Consider the following 18,824-nt stretch of genomic DNA (forward strand, 5'->3'; position numbering starts at 1 on the left):
TCATCTCCGCCGCGTATTGATGCCAAAAAAGCAACGCCCCGCCACAATTTGCAGCTTCAGCGCTACTGCTCTTCCGCACCGGCGCGGAACTGCCCGCGCGGCATGATATTGACCGATTCATGCAGCTCGGACCACACCAGCACCACCTCGCCGCTGGTCAGCTGGCGGCGCACGTCGGCCACTTTTTGCGTCAGCGAGCGCTCATGCTCGCCATAGTCAGTACCTTCGCGCAGCACAAAAGACTCGATCAGGTTGTCGAGGGTTTCACTATCCAGGTCTTTCCAGGGAATAATCATCAGTTGTCCAGCCAGGTTGAAAGCCATTGCGGAATGCGCTGTTCCAGCCACATTTGTGGCTTACGCAGCGTTCCACCTACAAATCCCACGTGCCCGCCGTGCTGCGTCAGCTGATACTCCACGCAGGAGGGCAGCAGGGCAGCATCGGGGATCACTTCCGGGGTCATAAACGGGTCGTCTTGGGCGTGAATAATCAGCAGCGGTTTACGCACGCCGGGTAACAGCGGCATGGCGCTGCAGCGGCGGTAGTAGTCGGTGGCATCGTTGAAGCCGTGGGCGCGAGCGGTGACCGCATCGTCAAAGTCGCGCAGCAGGCGCAGGGATTTCAGCTGTGCCAGATCGACCGGCAGCGTGCCCGGCCAGGCCTGCAGTTTGCGGGCGGCGTTCTGTTTCAGCAGGCCCAGCAGATAGCGCTGGTAGACGCGGGAAAAACCCTGCTCCAGCCGCAGGCTGCACGGCTCCAGCATCAGCGGTGCGGAGACCACGACCCCCGCATCCAGCAGGCACTCATCGCCCTGTTTGCCCATCAGGCAGGCCAGCATATTGCCGCCGAGCGAGATCCCCACTGCCGCGGTGGGGACGTTGCCCCATTCGTCGCGCAGCCACTGTAAAAAGTAGCTGGCGTCTTCCGTCTCGCCCGAGTGGTAAATGCGGTTGAGACGGTTAGGTTCACCGCTGCAGCCGCGAAAGTGCATCACCACGCCGAGCCAGCCGCGATCCTTCCACGCCTGTAGCAGACCGTGCGCGTAGGGGCTGTTAAAGCTGCCCTCTAAACCGTGAAACAGCACCACGCGCGGTTTATGCCGGGCACCCGCCGGGTCTTCGCTCCACGCCAGATCGACAAAATCAGTATCTGGCAGGGTGAGCCGCTGCCAGTGCGGTTGTAGCGTTATGCGGCGGCGCACCAGACGCGGCAGAATGGTTTGCAGATGCGGATTGCTGCCACCGGCCAGCGGGCGAAAAGCCGTATCGGTCAGGTGACTAAAATTCATGTGGTCAGAGCTTGTAGGATCCATGGCTCGCTGTTAGCTTCGTCGGGTTGTCTATTTGCCGTGGGTGAGGAGCACCCTTTCTATGGAACTGAGTCTGTTTTTGTCAATGTTGGGCTTTCTCTGGGTCGCTGCTATCACGCCAGGCCCTAATAATATGTTACTCACCGCCTCCGGTGCTAATTTTGGTTTCCTGCGCTCCCTGATGTTGCTGATCGGTATCATGATCGGCATGCAGGTGATGCTGCTGATGGTGGCCTTTGGCGTTGGCGGTTTGATCCTGCTTTATCCCTCGCTGCACCTGTTCCTGAAAATTGCCGGCAGCCTCTATCTGCTGTGGCTGGCATGGAAAATCGGTACCGCCGAGTATGAGAAGCTGGAAACCGGCGCGGGTCCGGCCACGCCGATGCCGTTCTGGCAGGGCGGCCTGCTGCAGCTGATCAACCCGAAAGCCTGGCTGATGGCGCTTGGCGCGGTCGCCAGTTTTAGCCTGGCGGGTGAAGCTTATAAAAACTCAGTGATGGCAATTAGCTTCGCCATGGCGTTGGTGAATCTGGTGTCAGGAGTGATCTGGTTAGGCTTCGGCACGCTGATTGGCCGCATCCTGCGCAGCCGCCGCGCCTGGACTATTTTCAACGTGTTTATGGGGTTGCTGACGGCGGCGTGCGTGCTGCTGATTTGGCACTGACCTCCGCAATCAACGGCGGGCGAGGCGTGCCTCGCCCCTACACAGATGGCGGCCCCTGTGCATATGGCGGCCGTAGGGGCCGCGGCATGCCCGGCCCGGCCTTAACATCCTGCCTAAACCCATATTTCAGCTAACGAATCCGCAATTTCTCCTAAGCAGCTTTTGCTATAAAAGATAATTTTTAATTACTTTATTACGATAGTCGCGCCCGGTTACAAAGGGGGGGTACACCCAATAACAATACTCTCTGGAGCGGGCTATGGCGGCAAAATTCACACTTTCACTTCTGGCGGCAGCACTGTCGCTGACGGCACTCGGCGCACAGGCGGTGGATGTCACCATCGCTTATCAAACCTCGGCGGAACCGGCGAAGGTCGCGCAGGCCGACAACACCTTTGCAAAAGAGAGCGGGGCGAAAGTCGACTGGCGTAAGTTTGACAGCGGCTCCAGCGTGGTGCGCGCGCTGGCCTCTGGCGACGTGCAGATCGGCAACATCGGCTCCAGCCCGCTGGCGGTTGCGGCCAGCCAGCAGGTGCCGATTGAGGTATTCCTGCTCGCTTCCCAGCTCGGTAATTCTGAAGCGCTGGTGGTGAAGAAAAGTATTAAGGATCCGCAAGACTTGATCGGCAAACGCATTGCGGTGCCGTTTATCTCCACCACCCACTACAGCCTGCTCGCCGCGCTGAAGCACTGGGGCATTAAGCCGGGCCAGGTACAAATCATTAACTTACAGCCGCCGGCGATTATCGCCGCCTGGCAGCGCGGGGATATCGACGGTGCCTACGTCTGGGCGCCCGCCGTCAATCAGCTGGAGCAGGACGGCAAGGTGCTGACCGACTCCGCCGAGGTCGGAAAATGGGGATCGCCAACGCTCGATGTCTGGGTAGTGCGCAAAGACTTTGCGCAGCAGCACCCGGAAGTGGTGACGGCGTTTGCCCGCAGCGCGCTGGAAGCGCAGAAAGCTTACCTCGATAACCCGCAGCAGTGGCTGAAGCAGGACGACTATCTCAGCAAGCTGTCGCGCCTGAGCGGCGTGCCTACGGCGCAGGTACCGGGGCTGGTGGAGGGCAATACCTATCTGACCGCGCAGCAGCAGGTGACGCAGCTTAACGGGCCGGTGAATCAGGCGATTGTCGACACCGCGACGTTCCTCAAGGAGCAGGGCAAAGTGCCGCAGGTCACTCATGACTACAGCAGCTTTGTCACCGATCGCTTTGTTAAACCTCTCGCCCAGTAGGAGATCGCCAATGCTTTCCGTGTCTCATCTTCGCGCCAGCTATGCAGGCCAGCTGGCATTACAGGACATCAACCTGTCGATCGGCAACGGAGAGCTGGTGGTGGTTTTAGGTCCGTCCGGCTGTGGCAAAACCACGCTGCTCAACCTGATTGCCGGGTTTATTCCGGCGGACAGCGGCAGCATCACGCTGGACGGCAAGCCGGTGAATGGACTGGGGGCGGATCGCGGCGTGGTGTTCCAGCATGAGGGGCTGCTGCCGTGGCGCAACGTGCTGGATAACGTGGCGTTTGGCCTGCAGCTGGCCGGCGTGGAGAAAAACGAGCGCCGCGCCGTCGCCAGACGCGTGCTGAAGCAGGTGGGGCTGGAGGGGGCCGAGAAACGCTTTATCTGGCAGCTCTCCGGTGGCATGCGTCAGCGCGTGGGTATTGCGCGCGCGCTGGCCGCCGATCCACGCCTGCTGCTGCTTGATGAGCCTTTCGGCGCGCTCGATGCCTTTACCCGTGAACAGATGCAGGAGCTGCTGCTGACCCTATGGCGCGACAGCGGCAAACAGATCCTGCTGATTACCCACGATATTGAAGAGGCGGTGTTTCTTGCCAGCGAACTTATCCTGCTGTCGCCGGGGCCGGGGCGTATCGTCGAACGGCTGGCGCTCGACTTCGGTCGCCGCTATGCGGCCGGGGAAGGCTGCCGGGCGATTAAATCCGACCCGGACTTTATTGAACGCCGCGAATATGTGCTCAGCCGGGTGTTCCAGCAGCGTGAGGTGTTTGCATGAGTTCCCTGGTGAATGAGAAGAGCCGCATGCGCAAACTGCGTCTGCGCTGGCCACTGTCGCGCCATCTGACGCTCAGCCTCAGCACGCTGCTGGTGCTGCTGGCCGTCTGGTGGGCCGTAACGGCGCTTAAACTGATTGCGCCGCTGTTTCTGCCGCCGCCGCAGCAGGTGCTGCACCAGCTGCTGACCATCGCCAGCCCGGCCGGGTTTATGGATGCCACGCTGTGGCAGCATCTGGCCGCCAGCCTGACGCGCATTGTGATTGCGCTAGCGGCAGCGGTGATTATCGGCGTGCCGGTCGGCATTTTTATGGGGCTGAATGATACCGTGCGCGGCATCCTCGATCCGCTGATTGAGCTCTACCGCCCGGTGCCGCCGCTGGCCTATTTGCCGCTGATGGTGATCTGGTTTGGCATCGGCGAGACCTCGAAGATTCTGCTGATCTACCTGGCCATTTTTGCCCCGGTGGCGATGTCGGCGCTGGCGGGCGTGAAGAGTGCCCAGCAGGTGCGGCTGCGTGCCGCCCGTTCGCTCGGCGCCAGCCGCTGGCAGGTGCTGTGGTTTGTGGTGCTGCCCGGCGCGTTGCCGGAAATTCTGACCGGTTTGCGCATTGGTCTTGGCGTCGGCTGGTCCACGCTGGTGGCCGCTGAGCTAATCGCTGCCACGCGCGGTCTGGGTTTTATGGTGCAGTCGGCCGGTGAATTCCTGGCGACTGACGTGGTACTGGCAGGCATTGCCGTTATCGCCCTGATCGCCTTTGCGCTGGAGCTGGGGCTACGCGCCTTACAGCGCCGCTTAACCCCCTGGCATGGAGTACAACAATGAACGAACGCATAAAAATTCAGGCGCTGGGACCGTATATCGGCGCCGAGGTGAGCGAGCTTGACCTCAGCCGCCCGCTGAGCGACGCGCAGTTTGAGCAGCTTTATCACGGGTTGATCCGCCATCAGGTGCTGTTCCTGCGTAATCAGCCGCTAACGCCTCAGCAGCAGCGCCAGCTGGCCGCGCGCTTTGGCGACCTGCATATCCACCCGGTGTATCCGCATGCGCCGGGGGTGGAGGAGGTTATCGTGTTGGATACCCATAACGATAATCCGCCTGATAACGACAACTGGCACACCGATGTGACCTTTATCGAAACGCCGCCTGCGGGCGCGATCCTCGCGGCGAAGCAGCTGCCGGAAAGCGGCGGTGACACGCTGTGGGCCAGCGGCATTGCGGCTTATGAGGCGCTGTCGGAGCCGCTAAAAGTACTGCTGAGCGGCCTGCAGGCCGAGCATGACTTCAAGAAATCGTTCCAGGAGTTCAAATACCGCGGCAGTGAAGAGGAGCACCAGCGCTGGCAGCAGGCGGTAGCGAAGAATCCGCCGCTGTTGCATCCGGTTATCCGCACCCATCCGGTGAGTGGCAAAAAGGCGCTATTCGTTAACGAAGGTTTCACCACGCGCATTGTCGGGCTGAAAGAGAAGGAGAGTGAGGCGCTGCTGAACTTCCTGTTTGCCCACATCACTAAGCCGGAATTCCAGGTACGCTGGCGCTGGCAGGTGGGCGATGTGGCGATCTGGGATAACCGCGTGACGCAGCATTACGCCAATGCAGATTATCTGCCCGCTCGGCGGATTATGCACCGGGCGACGATCTTAGGGGATAAGCCGTTTTAATCGTCACTCATCAGGTTACGTGAAAAATGATGGATATCCGCGCCAGGTTTCAGGCGATACAGCTTTGCCTTGCGGGCGCCGGTGGCAACGCTGTCGCCGGTCTCTTCAAACATCGCTGAAGCCTCAAAGCGGCGGATCAAGCTTTTGCGCTGCACCGGTCGGTCCAGTATCGTCTCAGTGACTTCCTGCAACTGGGTCAGAGTGAAGGCGGCGGGCAGGCAGTAGACCGGTAGCAGAGAATAGAGCGTCTTCTGTCGCAGCCGTTGCAGCGCTTCAGCAATGATCTGCTGATGGTCAAAAGCGATATCGCTGCGCTGTGCCAGACCGTCGAGCGGCTGCCACTGGGCATCGCTGACGTCATCACTTTCCGCCTGACAGTTTTCTGCGGCAATCAGGGCATAGCACGCTGCGTCAGCGTTTGGCAGCGCAGTAGCGGGATTCGGGTCGGGCATGCCCGGCCCCTACGAATGCGCTATTCCGGCAAATCCGTGTCGCAGGGGCGTGGCATGACTCGCCCGGCGGTGTTCCACAGTGCGCCATCCCAACAAATCAGTGTCGCAGGGGCGTGGCATGCCGCGCCCGGTGGTGTTCCACAGTGCGCCATCCCAACAAATCAGTGTCGTAGGGGCGTGGCATGCCGCGCCCGGCGGTGTTCCACAGTGCGCCACCCCAATAAATCAGTGTCCCAGGGGCGTGGCATGCCGCGCCCGAACTGCTGCATCAGGCGTTGATGATCGACTCTAACTCTTCCTGCGCTGCCAGCCATTCCATCTCACACTCTTCTAAGGCCGATTTCGCCGTTGCCTGCTGCTGCAGCGCCGCAGTGAGGTCGGCTTTGCGTGCTTGCTCATAGATGGCGCTGTCGGAGAGCTTCCCTTCGGCCGCGCTCAGCTCGGCGTTATGCTTCTCCATCTGCTTTTCCAGCTTCTCAATCTGCTTGCGCAGCGGCTGAGTCTGGGTGCGCAGCTCCGCTTCCCGGCGCTTTTGGTCCTTGCGCGCCTGAGCGCTATTGGCGCTGTCGGCTTTTGGCGCGGCATCGGCCACTGTCTGCTTCTGCAGGTCGCTCAGCCACTGCTGATAATCTTCCAGGTCGCCTTCAAATGCTTCCACTTTCCCGTCGTGTACCAGGTAGAGATCGTCGGTGGTCGAACGCAGCAGGTGGCGGTCGTGCGAGACAACAACCAGCGCGCCTTCGAAGTCAATCAGCGCCTCAGTCAGCGCCTGGCGCATATCAAGGTCAAGGTGGTTGGTGGGTTCATCCAGCAGCAGCAGGTTCGGGCGCTGCCAGACGATCAGCGCCAGCACCAGCCGGGCTTTCTCGCCGCCGGAAAAACGGCGGGTCTCTTCGCTGACTTTATCGCCCTGGAAGCCAAAGCCGCCGAGGTAGTCGCGCAGCTGCTGCTCCAGCACTTTCGGCGCGAGGCGCACCAGATGCTGGATCGGCGATTCGTCAGCGCGCAGGAACTCCAGCTGATGCTGAGCGAAGTAGCCGAGCTTGATGCCTTTCGCTAAGCCAATGTCGCCCTGTAATGGCGCCAGCTCGCCCGCCAGTAGTTTGATCAGCGTGGATTTACCCGCGCCGTTGCGCCCCAGCAGGCCAATGCGCGAGCCGGGAACCAGGTTGAGCTTGATCGAGTTAAGGATTTTACGATCGCCATAACCGGCGCTGACTTTTTCCATCTTCAGCAGTGGGTTCGGCAGGTTTTCAGGTGCGCGGAAGCTAAAGGTAAAGGGGTTGTCGACGTGCGCCGGGGCGATCAGCTCCATGCGCTCCAGCATTTTAATACGGCTCTGAGCCTGTTTTGCCTTGGTGGCTTTGGCCTTAAAGCGCTCAATGAAACTTTGCAGGTGCGCGACTTTCAGCTGCTGGTTTTCAAACATCGACTGCTGCTGCGAGAGTTTAGTGGCGCGCTGGATCTCGAACGAGCTGTAGTTGCCGGTGTACTCAAAAATTGACTGCTGTTCGATATGCAGAATTTTATCCACCACCGGATCGAGGAAGTCGCGGTCGTGGGAGATCAGGATCAGCGTGCCGGTGTAGCTTTTCAGCCAGCGCTCCAGCCAGATCACCGCATCAAGATCGAGGTGGTTAGTTGGCTCATCGAGCAGCAGCAGGTCGGAACGGCAAATCAGCGCCTGGGCGAGGTTAAGGCGCATGCGCCAGCCGCCCGAGAAGTCGCTGACCGGGCGCTGCAGCTGTTCCTGGGTGAATCCAAGGCCGTCCAGCAGGCTGGCAGCGCGTGACTGAATGGTCCATGCCTGCACCGCATCGAGCTTGCCGTGCAGCGTAGCGATGGCGTGACCATCGTCTATCTCATTCGCGTGCGCTAATTCAGACTCAAGCTGACGAAATTCGCGGTCGCCGTCGATAACATACTCAATGGCGGGAATATCCAGCGCCGGGGTCTCCTGATTGACCCACGCCAGTGACCAGTTTCCTGGATAGTTGAAACTGCCCGCGTCGGCGCTTATCTCGTTTTTCAGCAGCGCCAGCAGGGTCGATTTGCCGCAGCCATTCTTACCCACCAGGCCCACTTTTTGGCCGGGGTTAATGGTTGCGGTCGCGTTGTCGAGCAGGACGTGGACACCGCGACGGATTTGTAATGCAGAGAATACAATCATAAGCGCCGTAAGTTCAGAGTATGTTAAATTAAGCCATCATAATCAGTTTTCGGAATCAAACAGTTCCGTTGCGTCGAGCATGGTAGCGGAAATCACCCGCCATGACGACGATTTGGAGGGGAATGATGTCGCAGCCGCCTAAAGTCCTGCTGTTGTACGCCCACCCGGAGTCTCAGGATTCGATTGCCAATCGCGTTTTGCTTCAGCCGGCCAGAAATCTGGACAATGTGACGGTCCACGACCTGTATGCACACTATCCGGATTTTTTTATCGATATTCACCACGAGCAACAGCTGCTGCGCGAACATCAAATCATTGTTTTCCAGCACCCGCTTTACACTTATAGCTGCCCGGCGCTGCTGAAAGAGTGGCTGGATCGCGTGCTGTCGCGCGGCTTTGCCAGCGGCGTGGGCGGTAACGTGCTGGAAGGAAAATACTGGCGCAGCGTGATCACCACCGGTGAACCGGAGGCCGCCTACCATCAGGAGGGGCTGAACCGTTATCCGATGTCGGACATTATGCGCCCGTTCGAACTGACGGCGCAGATGTGCAGCATGCACTGGCTGACGCCGATGATTATCTACTGGGCGCGCCGCCAGTCTGCCGACGTGATGAACAATTATGCCCGCGCCTATGGCGACTGGCTGGCCAATCCGCTGCCCCATGGAGGAGTTTAGATGGAAGGACAAAGCCTCCTGACCGCCGGTGTTGTTTACCTGTTTGCGGCGGTGATTGCGGTGCCGATTGCGGCCCGTCTTGGCATCGGTGCGGTGTTGGGGTATCTGCTCGCGGGGATTGCCATTGGTCCCTGGGGACTGGGCTTTATCAGCGACGTAGACGAGATCCTGCACTTCTCCGAGCTCGGCGTGGTGTTCCTGATGTTTATCATCGGGCTGGAGCTGAAACCGTCGAAACTGTGGGAGCTGCGGCGCTCAATATTTGGCGTCGGTGCGGCGCAGGTGATCCTGAGCGCCGCGGTGCTCGGCGGCCTGCTGCTGCTGACCGACTTCTCCTGGCAGGCGGCCGCTATCGGCGGCATCGGGCTGGCGATGTCATCCACCGCGATGGCCTTACAGCTGATGCGCGATAAAGGCATGAACCACAATGAATCCGGGCAGCTCGGCTTCTCGGTGCTGCTGTTCCAGGACCTGGCGGTGATCCCGGCGCTGGCGCTGGTGCCGTTACTGGCCGGCGGCGACAGCGGTCATACCGACTGGATGAAGGTGGGCATGAAGGTGCTGGCCTTTGGCGGCATGCTGATCGGCGGGCGCTATCTGCTGCGGCCGATTTTCCGCTTTATTGCCGCTTCCGGCGTGCGCGAAGTGTTTACCGCCGCGGCGCTGCTGCTGGTGCTTGGCTCGGCACTGTTTATGGATGCGCTCGGGCTGTCGATGGCGCTCGGTACCTTTATTGCCGGTATCCTGCTGGCGGAAAGTGAATATCGCCACGAGCTGGAAATCGCGATTGATCCGTTTAAAGGCTTGCTGCTGGGGCTGTTCTTTATTTCGGTCGGCATGGCGCTTAACCTCGGCGTGCTCTATACCCATATTGTTGAGATCCTCGCCGGAGTGGTGATTCTGGTCGCGGTGAAGGTGGCGGTGCTGTATCTGCTGTCGCGCATCTACGGCCTGCGCAGCTCCGAACGGCTGCAGTTCTCCACGGTGCTTAGCCAGGGCGGTGAGTTTGCCTTCGTGCTGTTCTCTGCCGCTTCTTCTGCGAAGCTGTTTAGCGGGGATCAGATGCCGCTGCTGCTGGTGACGGTGACGCTGTCGATGATGACCACGCCGCTGCTGATGCAGGGCGTGGATAAAATCCTTGAACGCCGCTTCAATGAAGTGGATGACTCCGCCGAGAAGCCGTTTGTTGAAGATGATAAACCGCAGGTGATCGTGGTCGGCTTTGGTCGATTCGGTCAGGTAGTGGCGCGCCTGCTGATGGCTAACCAAAAGCGCATTACGGTGCTGGAACGCGATATCAGTGCGGTCAGCCTGATGCGCAAATATGGTTACAAGGTGTATTACGGTGATGCTACCGAACTGGAGCTATTGCGTGCCGCCGGAGCAGAAACCGCGCAGTCGATCGTGATAACCTGTAACGGCCCGGAAGATGCGATGGAGATTGTTCACCTCTGCCAGCACCATTTCCCGCATCTGCAAATTCTGGCGCGCGCCCGGGGCCGCGTTGAGGCGCACGAGCTGCTGCAGGCTGGCGTCTCGCAGTTTTCCCGTGAAACCTTCAGCAGTGCGCTGGAGCTGGGGCGCAAAACCTTGATGACGCTGGGGATGCACCCGCATCAGGCGTTCCGCGCGCAGCAGCACTTCCGCCGTCTGGATATGCGCATGCTGCGTGAGCTGATGCCGAATCACAGCGACAGCCAGCAGATCTCCAGAGTGAAAGAGGCGCGGCGCGAGCTGGAAGATATCTTCCAGGCTGAAATGCAGCACGAGAAGCGGCAGTACGACGGCTGGGATGAGGCAGATTAATGCAATCAATCTGCCCGTTGGGGGCGACTTTTTTTCCGGTCGCCCTGCTTCCGGCACAATGGGCTGACCGAAATGTAACGGCAGCTCCTGCGGAATTTAATGGTGATCATGATGCGTAAACGTTTTATCGCTGGCGCGACCTGCCCGAAATGCCAGGCTCGCGACACGCTCGCCCTGTGGCGGGAAAATAATATCGATGTGGTCGAGTGTGTGAAATGCGGTCATCAGATGCGTGAAGCCGACAAAAAGGCGCGCGAACAGGTGCGCAGCAATGAGCAGGTGATCGGAATTTTTCATCCCGAGTAGCGTAATTGCACAGCTTTTTTTAAGCTGTACAGTACAGCCGGGTTGAAATTCGATACAATCGGCGCCACTTAGAGCCCTTAGCGTTGGTAAAACAGCCAGCGAATTAAGGGCTCAACGCTCTCAACGGTTAGGAGTAATCATGAAAGTAGCAAAAGACCTCGTGGTCAGCCTGGCATACCAGGTCCGTACAGAAGATGGTGTGTTGGTTGATGAATCCCCGGTGAGCGCACCGCTGGACTACCTGCACGGTCATGGTTCCCTGATTTCCGGGCTGGAGAAGGCGCTGGAAAATCGTGAAGCTGGCGACAAGTTTGATGTGAATATCGCATCAAACGATGCCTACGGCGAATACGATGAGAACCTGGTGCAGCGCGTACCGAAAGACGTATTTATGGGCGTTGACGAACTGCAGGTTGGCATGCGCTTCCTGGCAGAAACCGATCAGGGCCCGGTACCGGTTGAAATCACGGAAGTAGACGGCGACCACGTCGTGGTTGATGGTAACCACATGCTGGCTGGCCAGAACCTGAACTTCAATGTTGAAGTTGTGGCGATCCGTGCTGCGACCGAAGAAGAGCTGGCCCACGGCCACGTTCACGGCGAAGACGGTCATCACCATGACCACGATCACGGCCATGACCACGGTCAGGGCGGTTGTGGTACTGGCGGTTGCGGCTGCAGCCACTGATCGATAACCGTGCAGGGGCGACCGGAAAAAAGGTCGCCCCCCTACGAGTCAGAGGCCACCTGCGGGTGGCCTTTTTGTTTTTTACGGTTGCTGCGGGTTAAGCGACAGCGAGTCGGGCATGTCGGGTCGAGGCATACCTCGACCGGGGATCAGTAGTGCGGAGGCGGGGTTTCTTCGGACTGATCGGCCATTAATGACGGCGCGGCAGCCTTAAGTTTGTCGGTCAGCAGGCGCATCTGTTCACGCACGCGCGCCATCTCCAGTTCGTGCTGTACCACCGTATGGTTCAGCTCATCAATGGTCATTTCCTGAAACGCCAGTTTGCTCTCCAGCATCTCCAGCCGCTGCTCCAGCAGTGATTGTTGCATTCTGTTTCCTCTTGTTACTACCGGGCCAGGCCCACTCCTGGCGAATTGCCCGATTCTAACGGTAAAATGCGGGCAGAAGTAGGCGAAACGGCGTAAATTAGCCGCCAGAGGTTGAAAAGTCTTTTAACTGACTCCATTCCTGTGGTGAAACTTTCGGGCGAACACGTGGTCGGAAGTTAACTTCACTTTGTCATGGCGAGACTATTTTTTCAGCTCGCCCCCAGTTATATTTCAGGCCGCAGGCCTGCAAACGATTCCCGAGGTGAGATGCTTCGGTTTTGGAGAAATGGATGAAATCACTGTTTAAAGTCACATTGTTAGCTACCACGATGGCCGTTGCGCTGAATGCCCCGCTGGCAATGGCTGCCGACGCCGCTCAGGCTAAGCCAGCAGCAGCACCGCAGCAGGCTCCTAAAAATGCCGCCTTCAAAAATGACGACCAGCAGTCTGCATATGCGCTGGGTGCATCTTTGGGCCGCTACATGGAGAACTCCCTGAAGGAACAGGAAAAACTGGGCATCACCCTGGATAAAACTCAGCTGATCGCCGGCGTTCAGGATGCGTTTGCTGGTAAGAGCAAACTCTCTGACCAGGAGATCGAGCAGACGCTGCAGTCCTTCGAAGGCCGTGTGAAGGGTGCCGCTCAGGCGAAGATGGAAAAAGATGCGACAGAAAACGCCAGCAAAGGTGACGCTTACGCGGCTAAATTCGCTAAAGAGAAAGGCGTGAAGAAAACCGAATCCGGTCTGCTCTACCAGGTAGAGAAAGAAGGAACCGGCAGCGCGCCGACTGACAGCGATACCGTTGTAGTGAACTACAAAGGGACGCTGATCGACGGCACCGAGTTCGATAACTCTTACACCCGCGGCGAGCCGCTGTCATTCCGTCTGGATGGTGTCATCCCTGGCTGGACTGAAGGCCTGAAGCACGTGAAGAAAGGCGGCAAAATTAAGCTGGTGATCCCACCGAACCTGGCTTACGGCAAAAATGGCGTTCCGGGTATTCCGGCTAACTCCACGCTGGTATTCGACGTTGAGCTGCTGGACATCAAAGCGGCGGCGAAAGCCGATGCCGCACCAGCCCCGGCTGCACCAGCCGCTGGTGATGCCAAAGCTAAGCAGTAATGCCTGCCACCGCCACCTTCGGGTGGCGGTTTTGTTTCCCCCACCTGCACAGCTATTCCCCTGCTTTTTGCGTTAGATTGCATTTCACGACAAAGGTTGGGACACGCCTTTCCCATATTTGCTAGACTATCCGGCGCGCATTTAATAAGAATGAGTCTGCCCTTGCGCCGTGTGACAGGCTCTGGTCAAAGGGTGGTGTCGTCAATGTCTAATTCACTGTTCTCCGGTGACGTCGCGGATTTGGAGCTGCTTGAACAGCACCCATTCACCGCCGGGGATTTCGAAATTCTCAAATCTTACGAAGCTGTTGTTGATGGCCTGGCGATGCTTATCGGTTCGCACTGCGAGATCGTGCTGCACTCGCTGGAAGACCTGAAGTGCTCGGCGGTGCGTATTGCCAACGGTGAACATACCGGGCGCAAAATAGGCTCGCCAATCACCGATCTCGCGCTGCGCATGCTGCACGATATGACGGGTGCTGACAGTAATGTCTCGAAAGCCTACTTTACCCGTGCCAAAAGCGGCGTGCTGATGAAGTCGGTGACCATTGCTATCCGCAATCGCGAACAGCGGGTGATCGGCCTGCTGTGCATCAATATGAACCTTGATGTGCCGTTCTCGCAGATTATGGCGACTTTCATGCCGCCTGAAACGCAGGAAGTGGCCTCCTCAGTCAATTTCGCCTCCTCGGTGGAAGACCTGGTGATGCAGACGCTGGAATTCTCGATTGAAGAAGTCAGCGCCGATCGCAATGTGTCCAACAACGCCAAGAATCGCCAAATCGTGCTCAATCTGTATGAGAAAGGCATCTTTGATATCAAAGATGCGATTAACCAGGTGGCGGATCGCCTGAATATCTCCAAGCACACGGTCTATCTTTACATTCGCCAGTTCAAAAATGGCGATTTCCACGGCCAGGATAAGTAATGCGTTTCTGCCTGATGGTGACCGGCCCGGCCTATGGCACACAGCAGGCCAGTAGCGCCTGGCTGTTTGCCCGCGAGCTGCTGGCGCAGGGCCATGAACTGGAAAGCGTGTTTTTCTATCGTGAAGGGGTGCTGAATGCCAGCCTGCTGAATGCCCCGGCCAGCGATGAAACCGATCTGACCCGTCACTGGCAGCAGCTGCACACAGAGCACGGCGTGGCGCTGAATATCTGTGTGGCGGCAGCGCTGCGCCGTGGCGTGGCCGATGAGCACGAAGCCGCCAGCCTTGGCCTGCCTGTGGCGAATCTCGCCACAGGTTTTCAACTCAGCGGGTTGGGTGCACTGGCGGAAGCCGCCCTTAGCTGTGACCGCATGGTGCAGTTCTGATGAATCGTATCGCTTTCGTGTTTACTCAGGCGCCCCATGGCAGCAGTGCCGGGCGGGAAGGGCTGGATGCTGTGCTGGCGACGTCGGCACTCAGCGAGGATATCGCGCTGTTCTTTGTCAGCGATGGCGTACTACAGCTCACCGCGGGCCAGCAGCCGCAGCAGATTCTGGCGCGCAACTATATCGCGACCTTTGGCGTGCTGCCGATGTATGACGTCGAGCGCTGCTATCTGTGCGCTGCGGCGTTAGCAGAACGAGGCATTGCTGCCGACGCGGCCCGCGTGCTGCCTGCTGAGATTTTAACGCCTGCTGACCTGCGTCAGACCCTGGATAACTACGACCGGGTGATTACCTTCTGAGGAAACCATGCTGCATACCCTGATGACTTCACCTTTTCGCTGCGATGTCGCTGCGTTGCTGCGCCTGCTGGCTGACGGCGATGATGTGCTGCTACTTCAGGATGGGGTGATTGCGGCTCTGGAAGGCAGCCCTGCCCTTGAAGCCTTGCTTAATGCCCCCATCTCACTCTACGTGCTGCAGGAAGATGTCGAGGCGCGTGGCTTATCTGCTCAAATTTCAACCAATGTGACGGCGGTAGGCTATACTGACTTCGTTGCGCTGGTTGTAAAGAACCCGCAGCAAATGACCTGGTGACAGTAGTAATCCTGGTTATTTCTTGACACCTTTTGGTCTCAGCCTTAAAATTCTGCGGCCTCGTGATTCCGCGAGGCGATTTATTACGTGTTTACGAAGCAAAAGCTAAATCCCAGGAGCTATTTAATGGCAACAGTTAACCAGCTGGTTCGCAAACCACGCGTACGCAAAGTTGCAAAGAGCAACGTGCCTGCGCTGGAAGCCTGCCCGCAGAAACGTGGTGTATGTACTCGTGTATACACTACTACCCCTAAAAAACCGAACTCCGCACTGCGTAAAGTATGTCGTGTTCGTTTAACCAACGGTTTTGAAGTTACCTCCTACATCGGCGGTGAAGGTCATAACCTGCAGGAACACTCCGTGATCCTGATCCGTGGCGGTCGTGTAAAAGACTTGCCAGGTGTGCGTTACCACACCGTTCGTGGCGCGCTGGACTGCTCAGGTGTTAAAGACCGTAAGCAGGCTCGCTCCAAGTACGGCGTGAAGAAGCCAAAGGCTTAATGGTTCTCCGTTAAGTAAGGCCAAACGTTTTATCTTAAATGTCATAATAAACTCGTAGAGTTTTGGACAATCCTGAATTAACAACGGAGTATTTCCATGCCACGTCGTCGCGTCATTGGTCAGCGTAAAATCCTGCCAGATCCTAAGTTCGGATCAGAATTGCTGGCCAAATTTGTAAATATCCTGATGGTAGATGGTAAAAAATCTACTGCTGAAACTATCGTTTATAACGCGCTGGAGACCCTGGCTCAGCGTTCTGGTAAAAACGAGCTGGAAGCATTTGAAGTAGCCCTGGACAACGTCCGCCCAACCGTGGAAGTTAAATCCCGTCGCGTTGGTGGTTCTACTTATCAGGTACCAGTTGAAGTCCGTCCGGTTCGTCGTAATGCTCTGGCAATGCGTTGGATCGTAGAAGCTGCTCGTAAACGCGGTGATAAATCTATGGCTCTGCGCCTGGCGAACGAACTTTCTGATGCTGCAGAAAACAAAGGTACTGCAGTTAAGAAACGTGAAGACGTTCACCGTATGGCCGAAGCCAACAAGGCGTTCGCTCACTACCGCTGGTAACAGCTCTGTAGTTGTTATAAACCCAGCGGGCGTCCCAGTGACTTACCTGCTGGGCTTTTTTAACTTAGAACGTCTAAGAATCAGAGGAATCAAATGGCTCGTAAAACACCCATTGAACGCTACCGTAACATCGGTATCAGTGCGCACATCGACGCCGGTAAGACTACAACTACCGAACGTGTTCTGTTCTACACCGGTGTAAACCACAAAATCGGTGAAGTACATGACGGCGCAGCAACCATGGACTGGATGGAGCAGGAACAGGAACGTGGTATTACCATCACTTCCGCTGCGACCACCTGTTACTGGTCTGGTATGGCTAAGCAGTTTGAACCACACCACGTAAACATCATCGACACCCCAGGACACGTTGACTTCACCATCGAAGTTGAGCGTTCTATGCGTGTGCTTGATGGCGCGGTAATGGTTTACTGTGCAGTTGGTGGCGTTCAGCCGCAGTCTGAGACCGTATGGCGTCAGGCTAACAAATACAAAGTTCCACGCATTGCGTTCGTTAACAAAATGGACCGCATGGGTGCAAACTTCCTGAAAGTTGTTGACCAGATGGAAAAGCGCCTGGGTGCAAACCCGGTGCCATTGCAGCTGGCTATCGGCGCAGAAGAGAAATTCACCGGTGTTGTTGACCTGGTGAAAATGAAAGCGATCAACTGGAACGAAGCCGATCAGGGCGTCACCTTCGAATACGAAGATATTCCAGCTGATATGCAGGAACTGGCCGAAGAATGGCGTGGCAAGCTGGTTGAAGCCGCAGCTGAAGGCTCTGATGAGCTGATGGAGAAGTTCTTTGGCGGCGAAGAGCTGACTGAAGAAGAGATCAAAACTTCTCTGCGTAAGCGCGTTCTGAACAGCGAAATCATCCTGGTTACCTGTGGTTCTGCATTTAAGAACAAAGGTGTTCAGGCGATGCTGGATGCGGTTGTTGAGTATCTGCCAGCACCGACCGACGTTACCGCGATTAACGGTATGTTGGACGATGGTAAAGACACTCCAGCTGTTCGTCACTCAGACGACAAAGAGCCGTTTGCTGCTCTGGCGTTCAAAATTGCTACCGACCCATTCGTGGGTAACCTGACCTTCTTCCGCGTTTACTCTGGTGTAGTAAACTCAGGTGATACCGTGTTCAACCCGGTTAAATCTGCTCGTGAGCGTCTGGGCCGTATCGTACAGATGCACGCCAACAAGCGTGAAGAGATCAAAGAAGTTCGTGCAGGCGATATCGCCGCAGCGATCGGTCTGAAAGACGTGACCACTGGTGACACCCTGTGTGACCCGGACAACGTCATCATTCTGGAGCGTATGGAATTCCCTGAGCCGGTAATCTCCATCGCTGTAGAGCCGAAAACCAAAGCTGACCAGGAAAAAATGGGTCTGGCTCTGGGTCGTCTGGCTAAAGAGGACCCGTCATTCCGCGTATGGACTGACGAAGAAACTAACCAGACTATCATCGCTGGTATGGGTGAGCTGCACCTGGACATCATCGTTGACCGCATGAAGCGTGAATTCAACGTTGAAGCCAACGTCGGTAAACCTCAGGTTGCTTACCGCGAAGCGATTCGTGCGAAAGTTACCGATATCGAAGGTAAACACGCCAAGCAGTCTGGTGGTCGTGGTCAGTACGGTCATGTTGTTATCGACATGTACCCACTGGAGCCGGGCGTTAACCCTAAAGGTTACGAATTCGTCAACGATATTAAAGGCGGTGTGATTCCTGGTGAATACATCCCTGCGGTTGACAAAGGCATTCAGGAACAGCTGAAATCAGGCCCACTGGCTGGTTACCCTGTAGTAGATCTGGGCGTTCGTCTGCACTTTGGTTCATACCATGATGTTGACTCCTCAGAACTGGCGTTTAAACTGGCGGCTTCTATTGCGTTCAAAGACGGCTTTAAGAAAGCAACGCCGGTACTGCTTGAACCAATCATGAAGGTTGAAGTAGAGACTCCTGAAGAGAATACCGGTGACGTTATCGGTGACCTTAGCCGTCGTCGTGGTATGCTCAAAGGACAAGAATCTAACGCTACTGGCGTTCAGATTCACGCTGAGGTTCCGCTGTCTGAAATGTTCGGATACGCGACTCAGTTGCGTTCTCTGACGAAAGGCCGTGCTTCGTACTCCATGGAGTTCCTGAAGTATGATGATGCGCCGAACAACGTCGCTCAGGCCGTAATTGAAGCTCGTAGCAAATAAGCTACAGTTTAAATATTGATCCTATGCTCTCACCAAAGGGTGAGAGCATTAAAGTAAGGAATATCGTCGTGTCTAAAGAGAAATTTGAACGTTCCAAACCGCACGTCAACGTTGGTACTATCGGCCACGTTGACCACGGTAAAACTACCCTGACTGCTGCTATCACCACCGTTCTGGCTAAAACCTACGGCGGTTCTGCTCGTGCGTTCGACCAGATCGATAACGCGCCAGAAGAAAAAGCACGTGGTATCACCATCAACACTTCTCACGTTGAATATGACACCCCAACTCGCCACTACGCGCACGTTGACTGCCCAGGCCACGCCGACTATGTGAAAAACA

Annotated in this window: 22 protein-coding genes and 1 pseudogene; 18 read left to right on the plus strand and 5 right to left on the minus strand. The window is 57.0% G+C overall.

Annotated elements, in window-relative coordinates; all coding sequences use genetic code 11:
- Positions 1–62 precede the first annotated feature (62 nt).
- Together QLG07_RS21470 and QLG07_RS21475 are read right to left on the minus strand one after the other, a co-directional pair.
- Positions 63–296 carry a YheU family protein gene (locus tag QLG07_RS21470; protein ID WP_048917661.1) on the minus strand — a complete coding sequence of 78 codons (234 nt, stop codon included), beginning with the start codon at positions 294–296 and terminating at the stop codon, positions 63–65.
- Complete coding sequence (locus QLG07_RS21475; protein WP_282470137.1) at positions 296–1,312, minus strand: hydrolase; 1,017 nt, start codon at positions 1,310–1,312, stop codon at positions 296–298. The genes QLG07_RS21470 and QLG07_RS21475 overlap by 1 nt, the downstream gene beginning before the upstream one ends.
- A 58-nt stretch (positions 1,313–1,370) precedes the next feature.
- Here QLG07_RS21475 and QLG07_RS21480 point away from each other — a divergent pair, with 58 nt between their 5' ends.
- The 5 genes from QLG07_RS21480 (at position 1,371) to tauD (ending at position 5,648) form a co-directional block, all read left to right on the plus strand.
- The gene (locus QLG07_RS21480; RefSeq protein WP_282470138.1) at positions 1,371–1,973 is read left to right on the plus strand and encodes a LysE family translocator; all 603 of its coding nucleotides are present in this window, start codon (positions 1,371–1,373) and stop codon (positions 1,971–1,973) included.
- Positions 1,974–2,232: 259 nt separating this feature from the next.
- Complete coding sequence (gene tauA / locus QLG07_RS21485) at positions 2,233–3,210, plus strand: taurine ABC transporter substrate-binding protein (protein ID WP_282470139.1); 978 nt, start codon at positions 2,233–2,235, stop codon at positions 3,208–3,210.
- Positions 3,211–3,220: 10 nt separating this feature from the next.
- On the plus strand, positions 3,221–3,988 hold the full coding sequence (gene tauB / locus QLG07_RS21490; protein ID WP_282470140.1) for a taurine ABC transporter ATP-binding subunit: 768 nt from the start codon (positions 3,221–3,223) through the stop codon (positions 3,986–3,988).
- Positions 3,985–4,812 carry a taurine ABC transporter permease TauC gene (gene tauC, locus QLG07_RS21495; RefSeq protein WP_282470141.1) on the plus strand — a complete coding sequence of 276 codons (828 nt, stop codon included), beginning with the start codon at positions 3,985–3,987 and terminating at the stop codon, positions 4,810–4,812. Before tauB ends, tauC begins: the two co-directional genes overlap by 4 nt.
- On the plus strand, positions 4,809–5,648 hold the full coding sequence (gene tauD, locus QLG07_RS21500) for a taurine dioxygenase (protein ID WP_282470142.1): 840 nt from the start codon (positions 4,809–4,811) through the stop codon (positions 5,646–5,648). Before tauC ends, tauD begins: the two co-directional genes overlap by 4 nt.
- Here the strand turns inward: tauD and QLG07_RS21505 are convergent.
- Both QLG07_RS21505 and QLG07_RS21510 read right to left on the minus strand, forming a co-directional pair.
- A pseudogene (locus QLG07_RS21505) lies at positions 5,645–6,055 on the minus strand (NUDIX hydrolase); the annotation flags it as partial. The gene tauD and the pseudogene QLG07_RS21505 overlap by 4 nt on opposite strands.
- Positions 6,056–6,368: 313 nt before the next feature.
- Positions 6,369–8,270: an ABC transporter ATP-binding protein gene (locus tag QLG07_RS21510; RefSeq protein ID WP_048917651.1), complete on the minus strand. Its 1,902-nt coding sequence runs from the start codon at positions 8,268–8,270 to the stop codon at positions 6,369–6,371.
- Positions 8,271–8,395: 125 nt separating this feature from the next.
- Between QLG07_RS21510 and kefG the strand changes: the two genes are divergently transcribed.
- The 4 genes from kefG (at position 8,396) to slyD (ending at position 11,747) form a co-directional block, all read left to right on the plus strand.
- On the plus strand, positions 8,396–8,947 hold the full coding sequence (gene kefG, locus QLG07_RS21515) for a glutathione-regulated potassium-efflux system ancillary protein KefG (protein ID WP_048917650.1): 552 nt from the start codon (positions 8,396–8,398) through the stop codon (positions 8,945–8,947).
- The gene (gene kefB, locus QLG07_RS21520; RefSeq protein ID WP_048917649.1) at positions 8,948–10,753 is read left to right on the plus strand and encodes a glutathione-regulated potassium-efflux system protein KefB; all 1,806 of its coding nucleotides are present in this window, start codon (positions 8,948–8,950) and stop codon (positions 10,751–10,753) included.
- A 105-nt stretch (positions 10,754–10,858) separates the two neighbouring features.
- A complete protein-coding gene (locus QLG07_RS21525) occupies positions 10,859–11,059 on the plus strand; it encodes a YheV family putative zinc ribbon protein (protein ID WP_166643205.1) in 201 nt (66 codons plus the stop codon).
- 139 nt (positions 11,060–11,198) lie between these two features.
- The gene (gene slyD / locus QLG07_RS21530; RefSeq protein WP_048917648.1) at positions 11,199–11,747 is read left to right on the plus strand and encodes a peptidylprolyl isomerase; all 549 of its coding nucleotides are present in this window, start codon (positions 11,199–11,201) and stop codon (positions 11,745–11,747) included.
- Between the two features lie 149 nt (positions 11,748–11,896).
- On the opposite strand, the gene QLG07_RS21535 is transcribed toward slyD, so the two are convergent.
- Positions 11,897–12,115 (minus strand): protein SlyX, encoded by a 219-nt coding sequence (locus QLG07_RS21535; protein WP_048917647.1) that lies wholly within the window; start codon positions 12,113–12,115, stop codon positions 11,897–11,899.
- A 290-nt stretch (positions 12,116–12,405) separates the two neighbouring features.
- Here QLG07_RS21535 and fkpA point away from each other — a divergent pair, with 290 nt between their 5' ends.
- The 9 genes from fkpA to QLG07_RS21580 all read left to right on the plus strand — a co-directional run.
- Positions 12,406–13,239 (plus strand): FKBP-type peptidyl-prolyl cis-trans isomerase, encoded by an 834-nt coding sequence (fkpA, locus tag QLG07_RS21540; RefSeq protein WP_048917646.1) that lies wholly within the window; start codon positions 12,406–12,408, stop codon positions 13,237–13,239.
- Between the two features lie 204 nt (positions 13,240–13,443).
- Positions 13,444–14,166 carry a transcriptional regulator gene (locus QLG07_RS21545; protein ID WP_048917645.1) on the plus strand — a complete coding sequence of 241 codons (723 nt, stop codon included), beginning with the start codon at positions 13,444–13,446 and terminating at the stop codon, positions 14,164–14,166.
- Positions 14,166–14,552, plus strand: coding sequence for a sulfurtransferase complex subunit TusD (gene tusD / locus QLG07_RS21550; protein ID WP_048917644.1), 387 nt, complete (start codon positions 14,166–14,168; stop codon positions 14,550–14,552). Before QLG07_RS21545 ends, tusD begins: the two co-directional genes overlap by 1 nt.
- Positions 14,552–14,911 carry a sulfurtransferase complex subunit TusC gene (gene tusC, locus QLG07_RS21555; protein WP_048917643.1) on the plus strand — a complete coding sequence of 120 codons (360 nt, stop codon included), beginning with the start codon at positions 14,552–14,554 and terminating at the stop codon, positions 14,909–14,911. The genes tusD and tusC overlap by 1 nt, the downstream gene beginning before the upstream one ends.
- A 7-nt stretch (positions 14,912–14,918) precedes the next feature.
- The gene (gene tusB, locus QLG07_RS21560; RefSeq protein WP_282470144.1) at positions 14,919–15,206 is read left to right on the plus strand and encodes a sulfurtransferase complex subunit TusB; all 288 of its coding nucleotides are present in this window, start codon (positions 14,919–14,921) and stop codon (positions 15,204–15,206) included.
- Positions 15,207–15,332: 126 nt separating this feature from the next.
- Positions 15,333–15,707 carry a 30S ribosomal protein S12 gene (gene rpsL, locus QLG07_RS21565; protein WP_003852912.1) on the plus strand — a complete coding sequence of 125 codons (375 nt, stop codon included), beginning with the start codon at positions 15,333–15,335 and terminating at the stop codon, positions 15,705–15,707.
- Between the two features lie 96 nt (positions 15,708–15,803).
- Entirely contained in the window at positions 15,804–16,274 is a 471-nt protein-coding gene (gene rpsG / locus QLG07_RS21570; protein ID WP_004160604.1) for a 30S ribosomal protein S7, read from the plus strand.
- Between the two features lie 93 nt (positions 16,275–16,367).
- Positions 16,368–18,482 (plus strand): elongation factor G, encoded by a 2,115-nt coding sequence (fusA, locus tag QLG07_RS21575; RefSeq protein ID WP_048917641.1) that lies wholly within the window; start codon positions 16,368–16,370, stop codon positions 18,480–18,482.
- Positions 18,483–18,550: 68 nt separating this feature from the next.
- Positions 18,551–18,824: GTP-binding protein (locus tag QLG07_RS21580; RefSeq protein WP_261161228.1), on the plus strand; the 274-nt coding region annotated here is incomplete at its 3' end.

Source organism: Erwinia sp. V90_4 (assembly GCF_029967685.1).
Taxonomy (GTDB): domain Bacteria; phylum Pseudomonadota; class Gammaproteobacteria; order Enterobacterales; family Enterobacteriaceae; genus Erwinia; species Erwinia aphidicola.

Bases quoted from the DNA above. Each gene is read 5' to 3' on its own strand.
- QLG07_RS21470 (WP_048917661.1), bottom strand. From the start codon at position 296: ATGATTATTCCCTGGAAAGACCTGGATAGTGAAACCCTCGACAACCTG.
- QLG07_RS21475 (WP_282470137.1), bottom strand. From the start codon at position 1,312: ATGGATCCTACAAGCTCTGACCACATGAATTTTAGTCACCTGACCGAT.
- QLG07_RS21480 (WP_282470138.1), top strand. From the start codon at position 1,371: ATGGAACTGAGTCTGTTTTTGTCAATGTTGGGCTTTCTCTGGGTCGCT.
- tauA (WP_282470139.1), top strand. From the start codon at position 2,233: ATGGCGGCAAAATTCACACTTTCACTTCTGGCGGCAGCACTGTCGCTG.
- tauB (WP_282470140.1), top strand. From the start codon at position 3,221: ATGCTTTCCGTGTCTCATCTTCGCGCCAGCTATGCAGGCCAGCTGGCA.
- tauC (WP_282470141.1), top strand. From the start codon at position 3,985: ATGAGTTCCCTGGTGAATGAGAAGAGCCGCATGCGCAAACTGCGTCTG.
- tauD (WP_282470142.1), top strand. From the start codon at position 4,809: ATGAACGAACGCATAAAAATTCAGGCGCTGGGACCGTATATCGGCGCC.
- QLG07_RS21510 (WP_048917651.1), bottom strand. From the start codon at position 8,270: ATGATTGTATTCTCTGCATTACAAATCCGTCGCGGTGTCCACGTCCTG.
- kefG (WP_048917650.1), top strand. From the start codon at position 8,396: ATGTCGCAGCCGCCTAAAGTCCTGCTGTTGTACGCCCACCCGGAGTCT.
- kefB (WP_048917649.1), top strand. From the start codon at position 8,948: ATGGAAGGACAAAGCCTCCTGACCGCCGGTGTTGTTTACCTGTTTGCG.
- slyD (WP_048917648.1), top strand. From the start codon at position 11,199: ATGAAAGTAGCAAAAGACCTCGTGGTCAGCCTGGCATACCAGGTCCGT.
- QLG07_RS21535 (WP_048917647.1), bottom strand. From the start codon at position 12,115: ATGCAACAATCACTGCTGGAGCAGCGGCTGGAGATGCTGGAGAGCAAA.
- fkpA (WP_048917646.1), top strand. From the start codon at position 12,406: ATGAAATCACTGTTTAAAGTCACATTGTTAGCTACCACGATGGCCGTT.
- QLG07_RS21545 (WP_048917645.1), top strand. From the start codon at position 13,444: ATGTCTAATTCACTGTTCTCCGGTGACGTCGCGGATTTGGAGCTGCTT.
- tusD (WP_048917644.1), top strand. From the start codon at position 14,166: ATGCGTTTCTGCCTGATGGTGACCGGCCCGGCCTATGGCACACAGCAG.
- tusC (WP_048917643.1), top strand. From the start codon at position 14,552: ATGAATCGTATCGCTTTCGTGTTTACTCAGGCGCCCCATGGCAGCAGT.
- tusB (WP_282470144.1), top strand. From the start codon at position 14,919: ATGCTGCATACCCTGATGACTTCACCTTTTCGCTGCGATGTCGCTGCG.
- rpsL (WP_003852912.1), top strand. From the start codon at position 15,333: ATGGCAACAGTTAACCAGCTGGTTCGCAAACCACGCGTACGCAAAGTT.
- rpsG (WP_004160604.1), top strand. From the start codon at position 15,804: ATGCCACGTCGTCGCGTCATTGGTCAGCGTAAAATCCTGCCAGATCCT.
- fusA (WP_048917641.1), top strand. From the start codon at position 16,368: ATGGCTCGTAAAACACCCATTGAACGCTACCGTAACATCGGTATCAGT.